Origin of the sequence: Pseudonocardia ammonioxydans (assembly GCF_900115005.1) — a bacterium.
Taxonomy (GTDB): Bacteria; Actinomycetota; Actinomycetes; order Mycobacteriales; family Pseudonocardiaceae; genus Pseudonocardia; species Pseudonocardia ammonioxydans.
In genome coordinates this window covers 85989-100186 of sequence record NZ_FOUY01000008.1, presented here as the reverse complement: position 1 = coordinate 100186, position 14198 = coordinate 85989, and the positions used below count along the sequence as shown (strand labels likewise).

The following is a 14198-nucleotide window of genomic DNA, read 5'->3' as shown; positions in this document are numbered from 1 at the left end:
CACGACCGGTCCGGCTCCGTCAGTCCTCCTCGCCCGGGCTGGGCAGTACCCGCAGGTGGCCGCGCCGTCCGGTGCCGCCGTTCCGCGCCACCACCTCGACCGGCCGATCCACCCGCCCCGCTTCGCGGACCGCGTCGGCGAGGGCGGTCAGGTCCTCCCCGGTGTGCTGGGGCGGGGCGAACTCGCCCTCGAACCGGACGACCTCCCAGCCGCGCGGCGCGGTGAGGTTGTGCGCGTGCGGCGTGCAGAGGTCGTAGGAGTGCGGTTCGGCCTGGGTGGCCAGCGGACCGACGACGGCGGTGGAGTCGGCGTAGACGTAGGTGAGCGTGGCGACGGCGAGCTCGGTGCAGCCCGTCCGTGAACATCTCCGCACACTCAACACATCCCGGACGATAGCCCGTACCCGGGCCGGTGCCGAACTGCGACTCGCACCCGGCTCGGTGACGGGGCCCCGTGGCGGCCCGGCCCGGTGGCGTCGCGGCCTAGAATGCCCGCGTGTCCACCGCGAACCGCCTCACCGGCCGCGCCCCGCGCCGCCGGGACCGCCGCGGCCGGGGGCTGCGCGGACTGATGTACCCGGTGTCCACACCCGCCTTCCGCACCCGGGCCGAACGGTTCGACGCGAAGGTCCTGGAGGCACTGGAACCGATCGAGGCCCGCTGGGGCCCGGAGCTGGCCGACGTCGACCTCGCCGTCGACGACGTGCCCGCCGTCGACCGGACCTCGCCGGACGAGGTCGTGTGGGGCACCGGGGTGCTGGCCGACGTCGGCGTCCCGCTGGCCCACCTGGTGCCGGCCGGCGTCGACTCGGCCGGTCTCCCGACCCGTGCCCGGATCGTGCTCTACCGGCGCCCGCTGGAGGCCCGCGCGACCGGCGGCGAGGACCTCGCCGACCTCGTGCACGAGGTACTGGTCGAGCAGGTCGCCGAGTACCTCAACATCGAACCCGACGCAGTCGACGGAGGCTGAGCCGTCGACGGAGGCTGAGCAGGCGACGGGGGCTGAGCAGGCGGCGGGCCGAGCACACGACGGCCCCGCACACGACGACGCCCGGGGCACCTGTGGGTTCCCCGGGCGTCGTCGTGAGCGTCCCTACACCGCTGCGCGGCGCAGCCGGCGGCGCTCCCGCTCGGAGAGCCCGCCCCAGATGCCGAAGCGCTCGTCCTGCGCCAGCGCGTACTCCAGGCACTCGGCCCGGACCTCGCACCCGGCACAGATCCGCTTCGCCTCCCGGGTGGAACCGCCCTTCTCGGGGAAGAACGCCTCCGGATCGGTCTGCGCGCACAACGCGCGCTCCTGCCACTCCGGCACCTCGTCACCGGGTGCCGCCTCGTCCAGCAACAGGTTCTTCAGGTCCAGCACCTGAGCCACGCGGTCGTGGTCCTCGACCGGCGGTCCGGCCGGTTCCGTCCCCGCCGGCCGCAGCATCCGCATGAACCCCTCGACGTCGTCCACTCGCCCACCTCCCCGAACGCACCGGCGAATGACACCGACGTAAGTACAGCGTTGACGTTCGATCCGTGCAACCCGGCTCTGCCGATTGAGTGAAGCCCCACCCGCCGACGTCGGGGGCATTCGGGACCATGGGTACGTGCATTCACCCACCCGCCGCATCAGCCCGTGGTTCCTGCTCCTGCTCGGGATCACCGTCGCCGGTGGCGTGCTCGCTGCGCTGGCCGTTCCGGCCGGATCCGAGCCGCTGGCGATCTTCGGCGTCTTCGTCATCGTGCTCGCCGGCTGGGCGGTCTCGCTGTGCCTGCACGAGTTCGGCCACGCGATCACCGCCTACCGCGGCGGTGACACGTCCGTGGCGCTGAAGGGCTACCTCACGCTCGACGTGCGCCGCTACACCGACCCCGGTCTCTCACTGGTCCTGCCGCTGATCATCCTGCTGATCGGCGGCCTGCCGCTGCCCGGCGGGGCGGTCTGGATCAACCAGGCGGCACTGCGGTCGCGGGCCTGGCGCACGGGCGTGTCGGTGGCGGGCCCGGCGGCGAACCTGGCCGTGGGCATCGTGTTGATCATCACCGTGGCCCTGTTCCCGGCCCTGCCGACACCGGTCGCGGCCGGGCTGTCGGCACTGGCGCTGTTACAGATCGTCGCGTTCGTGCTGAACATGCTCCCGGTCCCCGGTCTCGACGGGTGGGGCGCGATCGAGCCCTACCTGTCGATGCCCGCGCAGCGGCTCGGGGACCGGGTGCGGCCGTGGGCACCGCTGGCGCTGCTGGCCGTGCTGCTGTTCGTGCCCGGCATCAGCACGCTGTTCTTCGCCGGAACGCAGATCCTGTACTCGCTCGTCGGCGGCGACGCCCGGCTCGCCGGGCAGGGCTTCAGCGCCCTGTTCTTCTGGCGGAACCTCTAGCGGCCGCCACCATCGTCGACACCGTGTCGCTCCCGTCGGGCAGCGCGTCCACCGGCCACCAGCGCAGGTCCAGCGACTCGTCGCTGATCCGCGGGCGGGCACCGGCGGGAGCGTGCACCAGGTAGCGGACGTCCAGGTGCCGGGTCGGGGCGGGGCGGGCGGGTGAGCCGACGGCGCAGGTGACCGGGTGGACGTCGACGTGCAGCGGGTGCTCCGACACCACCAGACCGTCCATCCCGGACTCCTCCGTGGCCTCCCGCAGCGCCGCCGCGCGCAGGTTCGCGTCCCCGGGCTCGCAGTGCCCGCCGAGCTGGATCCAGCGCCCCACCCGCGGGTGCAGGGTCAGCAGGGTGTGCTCCCCGGTCGCGTCGAGCACCAGCGCGGACGCGGTCAGGTGTCCCGGGGCGCAGGAGCGGTCGCAGGCGTCGTCGGGACGGGCGTCGAGGAAGGCGAGCAGGGCGTGCCGCAGGGCCCGCTGGCCCTCGTCCTGCGGCGCCCAGGCCGTCAGCTCGCGGGCCGCCGTCGCGGCGGCTACCACCGGGCGCTCACAGCTCGACGAGCCCGCGCGCGGGGTCCCGCGGGTCGCGGGGCACGAGCGGCTCGTGCGGGACGCCGACGGCGACCGCGCCGAGCGCCGCCCAGTCGGCGGGCAGGTCCAGCACGTCCCGCACCACGTCCGGCGCGAAGATCGTCGACCCGACCCAGCAGGACGCCAGCCCCTCGCCGGCCAGCGCCACCAGCAACGCCTGCACCGCGGCGCCACCGGCCACGGTGAACATGTCCCGCTCCGCGGCGTCGCGGGCGTCGGTGCCGTTGGCGGAGTAGGCGTGCATCCCCTCGCCGGTCCGGAACGCCAGCACCAGCTCCGGGGCCCGGCGCAGCAGGTCGCCGCGGGCGAGCCGGCGGTCGACCTCGTCGGCCGGGCGCCCGTCGGCGACCAGATCGGCCCGCCAACGCTCGCGCAGCGCGTCCAGCACCGCGGCCCGGCGGTCCGGGTCGCGCAGCCACACGAACCGGAACGGCGTGCTGTGGTGCGGGGCGGGCGCGGTCAGCGCGGTGCCGACGGCGCGGCGCAGCGCGTCCGGGTCGACCGGGTCCGGCGCGAAGTCCCGGGTGCTGCGCCGCAGCAGGACGGCCTCGCGGCGACCGCGGCCGATGGCCTCCTCGGTCCCGAGCCAGAACAGGTCGTCCTCGACCGGCCGGACGAGGTCGCGGGCGACGCTGCCGTCGTCGTCGAGGCGCATGCCGCGCACCACGGCCACCGGCAGCGCGCCGAGCTTGCCCTTGACCAGGTCCGCGGCGGCGGCCAGCTCGTCGGCGACGGCGATCTCGGTGACCAGCAGGTCGTTGCCCTGGGCGTCGACCGCGCCGCCGTAGCGGTGCAGCACCGGCACCCCGGCCGAGCCGATCGCGACGTCGGTCTGCCCGACCCGCCAGGTGCGGCCGAGCGTGTCGGTGACGACGACGCCGACGCGCACCCCGAGCCGGTCCCGCAGCCCGTCGCGCAGCGCCGCGGCCGACGCGTCCGGGTCCGCGGGCAGCAGGGCGAGCTCGTCGCGGCGCACGTTGGAGCCGTCGACCCCGGCTGCGGCCTGCACGATGCCGAGCTTGCCCGCGACGATCAGGGTCTTCCCGCGCCGGGCCAGGATCCGCTCGGTCTCGCCGTCGATCAGGCTGCGGCGCAGCGCGTCGCGTTCCTCCTCGTCGGCCGGGGCCGGGACCAGCCGGCCCTCCACCTTGGAGAAGATCTTCGAGGTGACGACGACGACGTCGCCGTCGCGCAGCCACGGCAGCGCCCCGGCGAGCACGCCGGTCAGGTCGTCGCCGGGCCGGAACTCGGGCAGGCCGGGCACCGGGTGGATCTCCAGCGACCCCGACGCGTGGTCCCGGAACGGCTCAGTCAACGCCGAGCCCCGCCAGCTCGAGGGCGGCGCGCGCCATCGCGGCGGTCGCGTCGTGGTCGGTCATCAGCAGCGGGACCTCGCGGACGGTCGCGCCGGGCACGGTCGCGGTGTCGCCGGTGTGCACCAGCCAGCCGTCGAGCAGCCCGCCCTCGCCGCGGCCGCCGTAGTGCCGGCCCACGCCCTCGGCGGAGGTCTCGACGCCGATCGCGTTCAGGCAGGCGTCGGCCATGCCGCGGACCGGGCGGCCGCCGACGATCGGGGACAGCCCGACGACCGGGGCCGGGGTGGCGGCCAGTGCCTGCGCCACACCGGGCACCGAGATCACGGTCCCGATGCTGACCACCGGGTTGGACGGCGCGACGAGCACGACGTCGGCACCGGCGATCGAGGCCCGCGCCTCCGGCAGGATCGCGGCCTGGTCGGCGCCGACCGAGGCGAACCGGTGCGCCTTCAGCGCGGCCCGGTGCCGGATCCACCACTCCTGGAAGTGGATCGCGACCTGCGGCGGCGGCTCCTCGCCCGCTGTGTCGGCACCGCCTGGCCGGTCGGCACCGCCGGCCGGATTGTCGACCACGACATGGGTCTCGACCCGGTCGTCGGAGGCGGGCAGCAGCCGCACCCCGGGCTGCCAGCGGTGGCAGAGCGCCTCGGTGACCTGCGAGAGCGGGTAGCCGGCCCGCAGCATCCGGGTCCGGACGAGGTGGGTGGCGACGTCGCGGTCGCCGAGCCCGAACCAGGTGGGGTCGGCCTCGTAGGCCTCGAGCTCGGCCTTGACCGACCAGGTCTCGTCGGCCCGGCCCCAGCCCCGCTCGACGTCGATACCGCCGCCGAGGGTGTACATGCAGGTGTCGAGGTCCGGGCAGACCCGCAGGCCGTGCAGCCAGATGTCGTCGCCGATGTTGACCACGGCGTCGACCGAGTGCGGATGGTGGTCCGGACCGGCCCCGACCGGGGGCAGGCCCAGCGCGGCCTTCACCCCTTGCAGGAACCGGGCCCCACCGACCCCGCCGACCAGAACGGTGACCTTCACGGGAGGTGACCCTACGACGGTCAGATCCGGCGGTGGTCGCGCGGGGAGAACCGGGGCCCGAACCGGGGCCGCCGGAACCCGGACGCCTCGATGTAGCGGACCGCACGGTGGCGTTGCGGGACGTAGGGCCGGAGTACCTCGAGCAGGCCCGCGTCGTCGAGGTCGTGGCCGAGCAGCGCCCAGCCGACGGTGTTCGGGACGTGGAGGTCGCCGAAGCTGACGGCGTCCGGGTCCCCCCAGGCCCGCTGCGCGATCTCGGCCGCGGTCCAGACCCCGATCCCGCGCACCCGCCGCAGCAGCACCCGGCCGGCCTCGCCGCCCCGTTCCGCGGCGTGCTCGAGGCGGTGCGCGACGACGGCCGCGTGCAGGATCGCCGAGCGCCGCGCGTGGTCGACGCCGGCGCGGTGCCACTCCCAGTCCGGGATCGCGCGCACCTGCTCCGGGGTGGGCGGCACCCGCATCCCGTGCGGGACGACGCCGGCCGGCCCCGGCGCCGGGCTGCCGAAGCGCCACGCCAGCTCGCGGAACGACCGGTGTGCCTCGGTGCCGGTGACCTTCTGCTCCAGCACCGCGGGCAGCAGCGCGTCCCAGACCCGTCCGGAGGACCCCAGCCGCAGCCCCGGGCGGCGGCGCATCGCGTCGGCGACGACCGGGTGGTGCGCCTCGAACGACGACGGGTCGTCGTCGGCCCCCAGCAGCGACGGCAGCCGGTCGATCTCCCAGCCGGCACCCGGGCCCCAGCCGGTGGCCCGGACGGTGCCGTGCGCGCCACCGTCGGCGCGGCGGCGGATCGCGACGGTGGCGGGGCCGTCCGGGGTCGTCGAGACCCGCCAGATCACCCCGCCGTCGCCTGCGGTGCGCCACGTCGGGTCGCCCCGGCCGCGGCGCAGCGGGGCCAGCACGCCGTACAGGTCGAGCGGGAACCCCGGCCGCCACTCCCGGTCGAGCATCCCGGCCGCCGGCGGGCTCGCGGGCCCGCTCACACGTCCGGCGAGAACCGGACCCCGTGCGGCGGGAGCGTGACGTCCGGCCAGATCCGCATGTTGTTGCGCAGCTCGCAGTGCGCCCCGATCACCGAGCGGTCGCCGACGACGGTGTTGCGCACGCTCGCGCCCGCCTCGACCACCGCGCCGGCGCCGATCACCGAGTTCTCCACGACCGCTCCCCCGGCGACGACGGCGCCGTCGAACAGGATCGACCCCTCGATCCTGGCACCGGAGCCGATCCGGGCGCCGTGGCCGACGGTGCTGCCGCCGAACACGAACGCGTCGGAGGCGACCTCGGCGCCGTCGAGGACCATCGCCTCGCCGGGCGGGCCGGGCAGGGCCGCCGACGGGGCGACCCCGCGGACCAGGTCGGCCGAGCCGTGCACCAGGTCGCCGGGGGTGCCCATGTCCCGCCAGTACGCGACGTCGACGTGCCCCTGGACATGTGCGCCGGTGGCCAGCAGGTCGGGGAACGTCTCGCGCTCGACCGAGACCGGGCGGCCCTCCGGGATGCTGTCGATGATCTCGCGCCGGAAGACGTAGCACCCGGCGTTGATCTGGTCGGTCGGCGGGTCCTCGGTCTTCTCCAGGAACTCCAGTACCCGGCCGTCCGCGTCGGTCGGCACGCACCCGAACGCCCGCGGGTTCTGCACGCGGACCAGGTGCAGCGTCACGTCCGCACCCGAGCTGCGGTGGGTGTCGGCGACGGCGACCAGGTCGGTGCCGGCGAGCACGTCACCGTTGAAGATCATGACGTGCTCGGCGGAGAGCTTGCCGGCCACGTTGCGGATGCCCCCGCCCGTGCCCAGCGGCTCGGTCTCGGTCACGTAGGTCAGGTCCAGCCCCAGCGCCGAGCCATCGCCGAAGTGCTCCTCGAACGTCTCGGCCAGGTAGCTGGTGCCCAGCACGGCCCGCCGGATCCCGGCCTCACGGATGCGGGAGAGCAGGTGTGCCAGGAACGGCACCCCCGCGGTGGGCAGCATCGGCTTGGGCGCGGACAGGGTCAGTGGTCGCAGCCGGGTGCCCTTGCCCCCGACCAGCACGACCGCCTCGACATCCTGCAACGCGGATCCCCCTCAGGTGTTCTCTCGTCGTCCTCGCGCCCGGTCAGTTCGCGGTCCGGGACAGGCACCCGGACCGGACGGCCAGGCCGGCCCTCAGCGCGGCTCGCAGCGGCGCGCGGAACGGCCCGGGGTGCCGGTCCGCCAGGAACCGGTAGGCGCTGCGATGGTGCTCGGCGAGCATCCGCGCGGACACCTCCGGCTTGCCCGTGGACACCCCGCCCACGTGCACCACCTCGGCCGAGGGTACGTAGATGTTGCGCCACCCGGCGAGCGTGAGCCGCTCGCCGAGGTCGACGTCCTCGAAGTACATGAAGTAGCGCGGGTCGAACCCGTCCACCGAGTCGAGCGCCGTGCGCCGCAGCAGCAGGCACGACCCGGACAGCCAGCCGGCCGTCCGCTCGGTGAGGTCGTCGCGGCTGCGCCGGTAGGCCGCCGTCCACGGGTTGCCCGGCCAGACCGGCCCGAGCGCGGCGTGCCCGGCCCCGGCGAGCAGCGACGGGACCTCGCGGGCCGACGGGTAGACCTCCCCGGACGGCTCCCGGATCAGCGGGCCGAGCGCGCCCGCCCGCGGGTACCGGTGACCGGCCTCGAGCAGCGTGTCCAGCGACCCCGGGCCCCACTCGAGGTCCGGGTTGGCCACGACCACCCAGCCGTAGCCCTCGTCGAGGGAGGCGATGCCGCGGTTCGCGGCGGCGCCGTAGCCGACGTTCTCCCCGATCGGCAGGAAGCTCACATCCGCCCGGTCGGCCGCGGCCCGCTGCGGGACACCGTCGACCGAGCCGTTGTCGGCCAGCACGACCGGCACGTCCCCCCGGGACGTCGCACCGGCCAGCGAGTCGAGGAAGGTGTCCAGGGTGGGGCCCGGCGAGTACGTCACCGTGACGACGGCGAGCCCGTCGCCGTAGGTCTGCGCGCCCTGCTGCACGGCCCGAACGCTAGCGATCCCGCACCGGCGGCGGTCGGGCGGGATCGGCCGACACCCCCCGATCGCTACAGCGAACGTCACACCCCGTGATCGCGGAGCCGCCCGGAACGGTCCGGCACCACCCCGGAAGCCGCCGTGAGCAGCGACGACGGCGTCCGGGAATACGTCACTCTCAAGTCATCACCGGGTACGACGACCGGGCGAGCGGGCCGACACGCAGCCCGCGACGGCTCCCGCCGACCGTCCACATGTTGCACCCTGGCCTCCCGCCCCCGGAGCCGGCCGACACCGGACCGCGAGCGGCGACCGGCCCCTGCGGGCCCCGACCGACCCGAGGGGAGGCGAGCATGACCGAGCCGCGCGCACCGTGGGAGCGCACCCGGTCCCGCCGCCCCGCCGCGGCCGAGCGGGCCGCCGCCCGCCGGTCCGCACGCCCACCGGCACCACCGGTGCACCCGCCGTACCCGGGCCGGGACCGGCCCGCGGGCGGGGCCGCTCCCGCCCGGTCCCGCGGCCGCCGCTGGCTGCACCGCTTCCAGGTCGCCGTCGCCGCACTGTCCGCGCTGACGGTGCTGCTCACCGGCGCGGTCTGGACGCTCTACCGCGACGTGACCGGCGGGATCACCACGACCAACGTGATCTTCGGGGGCTCGACCGGCGGCGAGCAGAACATCCTGCTGGTCGGTGTGGACAGCCGCACCGACGCGCAGGGCAACCCGCTGCCCGACGAGGTGCTGGCCCAACTGCGCAGCGGCGCGGAGTCCGGGGTGCTCAACTCCGACACGATCATCGTCGTGCACGTCCCGGCGGACGGGACCAGCGCGACCGCGTTCTCGATCCCGCGCGACTCCGAGGTGCAGATCCCCGGCCTGGGCCGCAACAAGATCAACGCCGCGTACCCGCAGTCGAAGGCCGAGGCGGCGTCGCGGCTGGCGTCCGAGGGTGTGGAGGACCCGAAGCGCGTCGACCAGGAGTCCTCGCAGGCCGGGCGGCAGGCGCTGATCGGCGCGGTGCAGGACCTCACCGGGCTCGGCATCGACCACTACGCCGAGGTCAACCTGCTCGGCTTCTACAACCTCACGAAGGCCATCGGCGGCGTCGACGTCTGTCTGAAGGCCCCGGTGCAGGACCCGCTGTCCGGGGCGGACTTCCCGGCCGGGCCGCAGACGATCTCCGGCGCGGACGCGCTGGCGTTCGTCCGCCAGCGGCACGGGCTGGCCGGGGGCGACCTGTCCCGCATCACCCGCCAGCAGGTCTTCCTCGCCTCGGTCGCGAACAAGGTGCTCTCCTCGGGCACGCTGACCGACCCGGCGCGGCTGGGCGGGCTGATCGAGGTGGTGCAGCAGTCCGTGGTCATCGACAGCGGCTGGGACATCCTGGCCTTCGCCGAGGAGGCCTCCCAGATCGCGGCCGGGGCGATGGACTTCGTGACGATCCCGACCGGTGGCACCGAGGAGACCGGCCACGGCGACGTGCTCAGCGTCGACCCGGGCGAGGTGCGGGAGTTCGTGTCCCGGCACATCGCACCGGAGCCCGAGCCGGCGGAGGCCTCGGACGACACCGACGACGAGGGCTCGGCGGAGGCGCCGCCCGCGCCCGTCGTGGCGGACGTCGCGAACGGCTCCGGCGCGACCGGCCTCGCCGCCCGGGTCGCCGGGGTGCTCGGGCAGCACGGCGTCACCGCCGGGGAGGTCGGCAACGCGCCGGAACGGACCACCTCGGTCGTGCGCTACAGCCAGGCCGACGGTGACGCCGCCGCGCGCCGGGTCGCCGACGCGCTGGGCGGGGTCGGCATCGAGCAGTCCGACGCGGTCGCGCAGGGCCGGGTGCAGGTGCTGATCGGCACCGACTTCGACGCCCCCGACGGTGGCGGCACCGGTTCGACCGGCGCGGCCGCGGGCGGGGGCTCGTCCCCCGGCGCCCCGGCCCAGCCGCCGATCACCGGCGACGGGGTGCCCTGCATCGACTGACCGCCTGTATCGGCTGGGCCCCTGCATCGACTGAACCCAGTGCCGACCGGCCGGTTCGGACGGCCGCCGGGTGGGCTCGGTAGCGTCGGCGGGCGATGACCACCGTCTTCGGCTCCGGCCTGTTCCTCACCGACGGCCTGCTCGGGCCCGCGCTCGGCGCGGCCGCCGCCCGGCCGCTGTTCACGCACTACGACGACGCCACCGGCGAGCGGATGGAGCTGTCCGGCACCACGACCGCGAACTGGACGGCGAAGGCGGCGAACCTGCTGCGCGACGAGTGCGACGTCGAGCCCGGCAGCCGCATCGCGGTGCTGCTGCCCGCGCACTGGCAGACGGCGGCGGTCCTGCTCGCCGGCTGGTCCTGCGGCGCGGAACTGGTCGGGGACCCGGCGACCGCCGACGTGGTGCTCGCCGACGCCGCACGCCTGGACACGGCGCTGACCTCGGGGGCGGAGACCGTCGTGGCGTTCTCCCTCGACGCGTTCGGCCGCGGGCTGACCGGCCTGCCGGCCGGGGCGATCGACTTCGCGACCGAGGTGCGGGTGCACGGCGACGACTTCGTGCCCTGGGACCCGGTGGACGGCTCGGCCCCGGCCTGGGACGGCGCCACCGGCACCGAGGTCCTCGACGCCGCCCGGGAGCGGGCCGGTGCGCTCGGGGTCGCCGAGGGTGCCCGGGTGCTCTCGACCGCCGCCTGGGACTCGGCGGACGGCCTGCGGGACGGTCTGCTCGCGGTGCTGGCGGCCGGGGCGTCGCTGGTGCAGGTGGTGAACCCGGCCGAGGACGCCGCGGTGCTCGACCGGCGCGCCGGGACCGAGCGGTGCACGGTGCGGCTGCCGTCGCCGGTGTGAGGGCCCCGGTCCTGGTGTGAAGATCGCTACGGGGTCGTGAGACGCTGGACGACCGTGACCCCCACCCCCTCCCCTGCGCCCGGTGACCGGGTGAGCGCCCGGGACGTCGACGACGCGGCGGCCCGGCTCCGCGCCGTGATCGGCCCGACCCCGCTGCAGCTCAACCCGCGCCTGTCGGACGCGCTGCACGGCGAGGTCTGGGTCAAGCGCGAGGACCTGCAGCCGGTCCGCTCCTACAAGATCCGCGGCGCCTACAACCTGATCGCCCAGCTGCCCGACGCCGACCGCGCGGCCGGTGTGGTCTGCGCGAGCGCGGGCAACCACGCCCAGGGGGTGGCGTTCGCCTGCCAGCGCCTCGGTGTGCGGGGGCGGGTCTACCTGCCCGGGACGACACCGCGCCAGAAGCGCGACCGGGTGGCCCGGCTCGGCCGCGAGGCCGTCGAGGTCCGGGTGGTCGGCAACACCTACGACGAGGCCGCCGCCGCGGCCCGGGCGGACGCCGAGTCGACCGGTGCGACGCAGGTACCGGCGTTCGACGACCCGCGCACGGTGGCCGGCCAGGGCACGATCGCCCGCGAGATCCTGTCCCAGCTGGCCGACCCGCCGGACGTGCTGGTCGTGCCGGTCGGTGGCGGCGGGCTGCTCGCCGGGGCGCTCACCTACCTGCGCGAGCACGCCCCGTCGACCCGGATCGTCGGGGTCGAGCCGGCCGGGGCCGCGAGCATGGCCGCCGCGGTCGGTGCGGGCGAGCCGGTGGACCTGGGCAGGCTGGACCCGTTCGTCGACGGCGCCGCGGTCCGCAAGGTCGGCGCGGCGACGTTCGAGGCGGTCCGGGACTCCGGCGTGGAGCTGGTCGCCGTCCCGGAGGGACGCATCTGCGTCGAGATGCTGGCGCTCTACCAGTCCGACGGGATCATCGCCGAGCCCGCCGGGGCGCTGTCGCCGTCCGCGCTGGACCAGCTCGGGATCCCGCGCAACGCGACCACGGTGTGCCTGCTGTCCGGCGGCAACAACGACGTGAGCCGCTACGCCGACATCGTCGAGCGGGCCCTGATCTTCGAGGGCCGCAAGCACTACTTCCTGGTCGAGTTCCCGCAGGAACCCGGCGCACTGCGGCGGTTCCTCGACGACGTCCTCGGCCCGGACGACGACATCACGCTGTTCGAGTACACGAAGCGCTCGAACCGGGAGACCGGGCCGGCGCTCGTCGGGATCGAGCTGGGATCGCCGGACGACCTGGCCGCGCTGCTCAAGCGGATGGACGAGGCGCCGCCGCACATCGAGCAGATCCCGCCGGACAGCCCGCTGTTCGGCTTCATCCTCTGACCCGGTCGGAGCCCGGCCCGACCGTGCTGCGCGGGCGCAGCACCAAGTGCAGCGCCACGCCGGCGACGAGGCCCCAGAACGCCCCGCCGATCCCGGCGATCGCGAGTCCGCTCGCCGCGCACAGGAACGTCGCGGCGGCCGGGATGCGGGCGACCGGGTCGGCGGCGGTCGTGGACGGCGCCGACGACAGGGCCGAGGACAGGGCCGACGCGAACGTCCCGAACAGCGCCAGCCCGGCCACCGACTCGATCACCCCGGCCGGGGCCGCGGCGACGAGCGCGGCGAGCGTCGTGGCCGCCGGGGCCAGCAGCAGATGGGTCCATCCGGCCGCCTGCGCGGCGATCCAGCGCCGGTCCGGGTCGGGGTGCGCCTCCGCCGACGCGGGCAGTGCCGCGGTGATCGCGGCGAGGTTGACCGCGTGCGCACCGGCCGGACCGCCGAGCACGGTCCCGGCCCCGGTCAGCACCATCGCGTGGCGCCACGGCGTCGGGTAGCCGGCCGCGGACAGCACCGCGACGCCCGGGACGTTCTGCGAGGCCATCGTCACCACGTACAGCGGCAGCGCCACCCCGATCACCGCGGCCGGGGAGAGCTCCGGCACCGTCACCGTCACCACCGGCAGGCGCAGCCAGTCGGTGCCGCCCGCGGTGACCAGCACGATCACGAGCGCGAGCGCGAACGCCGCCGGTGACGCCCAGCGCGGGGCGAACCGCTGCAACGCCACCCACACGACGACGATCGGCGCCACCAGCAGCGGCTGCTCCGCCAGCGCGCGCACCGGTTCCAGGCACAGCGGTAGCAGCACCCCGGCGAGCATGGCCTGCGCGAGCGGCGCAGGGATCGCCCCGACGAGTCGCCCCAGCCTGCCCCAGAGCCCGGTCAGCACGATCAGCACGCCGGTGACCAGGAACGCCCCGACCACGGCGGGCCAGCCGCCGGCCACCGCCCCGGTCGAGGCGAGCAGCGCGGCACCGGGCGTGGACCAGGCGATCGTGATCGGGCGGCGGAACCGGCGGCTGAGCCAGACGGTCCCCGCCCCCTGCAGCAGGGTGAGCACCACCAGCCCGGACGCGGCCTGCGCCGGGTCGGCCCCGGCGGCCTGCAACCCGGCGAGGACGACGGCGAACGAGCTGGTGACACCGACGACGGCAGCGACGATCCCGACCGACACCGGTTGCGTCCAGGAACGTTCCATAAACAGAACGCTACGGTACGCTCGCGCCGTGGCACAGCAGGACGGCCTGCGCGCTGCCGTCGGCGAGCGCCTGCGGCGAGCGCGCGTGGCGCACGGACTCTCGGTCGGAGCGCTCGCCGCACGGGCCGGCGTCGGCAAGGGGTCGCTGTCGGAGATCGAGCACGGCAGCCGCAACCCGACCCTGTCCACGCTCTACGCGCTGGCGAACACGCTGGAGGTTCCGCTGTCGGAGCTTCTGGCCGACCGCCCGGGAACGGAGGTCGCGTCACCGGGGATCACCGCCCGGCTCCTGGAGAGCACCACCGACGCCGAGGGCACCGTCGAGGTCTACGCGCTGACCCTGGAGCCCGGCGCGGTGCACGTCTCGGCGGCGCACGGACCCCACGTCGTCGAGCACCTGCTGGTGACCCGGGGAGCGGCCCGGGTCGGCCGGGCCGGCGCGGAGACCGACCTGACGACCGGCGCGGGCACCGCGTGGACCAGCGACACCGAGCACACCTACCGGGCGCTCGACGGCCGCCCCGCCGCCGCCGTCCTGGTCGTGCGGACCGCGGCGGGCGGGGAACCCCGGACACCTTGACAGGC

General features: G+C 75.5%; 15 protein-coding genes. 6 read left to right on the top strand and 9 right to left on the bottom strand.

What is annotated here, in order from left to right:
* Positions 1 to 19 precede the first annotated feature (19 nt).
* Positions 20 to 373 carry a DUF3499 domain-containing protein gene (locus BM093_RS10220; protein ID WP_093340737.1) on the bottom strand — a complete coding sequence of 118 codons (354 nt, stop codon included), beginning with the start codon at positions 371 to 373 and terminating at the stop codon, positions 20 to 22.
* 122 nt (positions 374 to 495) lie between these two features.
* Here BM093_RS10220 and BM093_RS10215 point away from each other — a divergent pair, with 122 nt between their 5' ends.
* Positions 496 to 969, top strand: coding sequence for a metallopeptidase family protein (locus tag BM093_RS10215; protein WP_177238375.1), 474 nt, complete (start codon positions 496 to 498; stop codon positions 967 to 969).
* A gap of 123 nt (positions 970 to 1092) precedes the next feature.
* Here the strand turns inward: BM093_RS10215 and BM093_RS10210 are convergent, their stop codons facing one another.
* Positions 1093 to 1428 (bottom strand): WhiB family transcriptional regulator, encoded by a 336-nt coding sequence (locus BM093_RS10210; protein ID WP_425439132.1) that lies wholly within the window; start codon positions 1426 to 1428, stop codon positions 1093 to 1095.
* Between the two features lie 163 nt (positions 1429 to 1591).
* On the opposite strand from BM093_RS10210, the gene BM093_RS10205 reads away from it, so the two are divergent.
* Positions 1592 to 2362 carry a site-2 protease family protein gene (locus tag BM093_RS10205; protein ID WP_093340733.1) on the top strand — a complete coding sequence of 257 codons (771 nt, stop codon included), beginning with the start codon at positions 1592 to 1594 and terminating at the stop codon, positions 2360 to 2362.
* Here BM093_RS10205 and BM093_RS10200 read toward each other — a convergent pair.
* Genes BM093_RS10200 through BM093_RS10175 form a run of 6 tightly spaced genes read right to left on the bottom strand, consistent with a single transcriptional unit; the run spans position 2331 to position 8271 of the window.
* Positions 2331 to 2900 (bottom strand): NUDIX hydrolase, encoded by a 570-nt coding sequence (locus tag BM093_RS10200; protein WP_093340731.1) that lies wholly within the window; start codon positions 2898 to 2900, stop codon positions 2331 to 2333. The genes BM093_RS10205 and BM093_RS10200 overlap by 32 nt on opposite strands.
* A 7-nt stretch (positions 2901 to 2907) precedes the next feature.
* Entirely contained in the window at positions 2908 to 4266 is a 1359-nt protein-coding gene (locus BM093_RS10195) for a coenzyme F420-0:L-glutamate ligase (RefSeq protein ID WP_093340729.1), read from the bottom strand.
* Positions 4259 to 5296 carry a 2-phospho-L-lactate transferase gene (gene cofD, locus BM093_RS10190; protein WP_093340727.1) on the bottom strand — a complete coding sequence of 346 codons (1038 nt, stop codon included), beginning with the start codon at positions 5294 to 5296 and terminating at the stop codon, positions 4259 to 4261. Before cofD ends, BM093_RS10195 begins: the two co-directional genes overlap by 8 nt.
* Positions 5297 to 5316: 20 nt before the next feature.
* Positions 5317 to 6246: a DNA-3-methyladenine glycosylase family protein gene (locus BM093_RS10185; RefSeq protein ID WP_093340912.1), complete on the bottom strand. Its 930-nt coding sequence runs from the start codon at positions 6244 to 6246 to the stop codon at positions 5317 to 5319.
* A 29-nt stretch (positions 6247 to 6275) separates the two neighbouring features.
* Entirely contained in the window at positions 6276 to 7346 is a 1071-nt protein-coding gene (gene manB, locus BM093_RS10180; RefSeq protein ID WP_093340725.1) for a mannose-1-phosphate guanylyltransferase, read from the bottom strand.
* Between the two features lie 43 nt (positions 7347 to 7389).
* Entirely contained in the window at positions 7390 to 8271 is an 882-nt protein-coding gene (locus tag BM093_RS10175; RefSeq protein ID WP_093340723.1) for a glycosyltransferase family 2 protein, read from the bottom strand.
* A gap of 347 nt (positions 8272 to 8618) precedes the next feature.
* Between BM093_RS10175 and BM093_RS10170 the strand changes: the two genes are divergently transcribed.
* The 3 genes from BM093_RS10170 to ilvA all read left to right on the top strand — a co-directional run bounded on the left by BM093_RS10170 (position 8619) and on the right by ilvA (position 12418).
* Positions 8619 to 10241, top strand: a complete 1623-nt coding sequence (locus BM093_RS10170; RefSeq protein WP_245773437.1) for an LCP family protein — start codon at positions 8619 to 8621, stop codon at positions 10239 to 10241.
* A 95-nt stretch (positions 10242 to 10336) separates the two neighbouring features.
* A complete protein-coding gene (locus BM093_RS10165; RefSeq protein WP_093340721.1) occupies positions 10337 to 11092 on the top strand; it encodes a TIGR03089 family protein in 756 nt (251 codons plus the stop codon).
* A 90-nt stretch (positions 11093 to 11182) separates the two neighbouring features.
* Positions 11183 to 12418 (top strand): threonine ammonia-lyase IlvA, encoded by a 1236-nt coding sequence (ilvA, locus tag BM093_RS10160; RefSeq protein WP_093340719.1) that lies wholly within the window; start codon positions 11183 to 11185, stop codon positions 12416 to 12418.
* Here the strand turns inward: ilvA and BM093_RS10155 are convergent.
* Positions 12408 to 13613, bottom strand: coding sequence for a benzoate/H(+) symporter BenE family transporter (locus BM093_RS10155; RefSeq protein ID WP_218162729.1), 1206 nt, complete (start codon positions 13611 to 13613; stop codon positions 12408 to 12410). The genes ilvA and BM093_RS10155 overlap by 11 nt on opposite strands.
* Before the next feature lie 28 nt (positions 13614 to 13641).
* On the opposite strand from BM093_RS10155, the gene BM093_RS36585 reads away from it, so the two are divergent.
* Entirely contained in the window at positions 13642 to 14193 is a 552-nt protein-coding gene (locus BM093_RS36585) for a helix-turn-helix domain-containing protein (protein WP_245773436.1), read from the top strand.
* Positions 14194 to 14198: the final 5 nt, after the last annotated feature.

Bases quoted from the DNA above. Each gene is read 5' to 3' on its own strand.
- BM093_RS10210 (WP_425439132.1), bottom strand. From the start codon at position 1,428: ATGCTGCGGCCGGCGGGGACGGAACCGGCCGGACCGCCGGTCGAGGAC.
- BM093_RS10185 (WP_093340912.1), bottom strand. From the start codon at position 6,246: ATGCTCGACCGGGAGTGGCGGCCGGGGTTCCCGCTCGACCTGTACGGC.
- BM093_RS10170 (WP_245773437.1), top strand. From the start codon at position 8,619: ATGACCGAGCCGCGCGCACCGTGGGAGCGCACCCGGTCCCGCCGCCCC.
- BM093_RS10165 (WP_093340721.1), top strand. From the start codon at position 10,337: ATGACCACCGTCTTCGGCTCCGGCCTGTTCCTCACCGACGGCCTGCTC.
- BM093_RS10155 (WP_218162729.1), bottom strand. From the start codon at position 13,613: ATGGAACGTTCCTGGACGCAACCGGTGTCGGTCGGGATCGTCGCTGCC.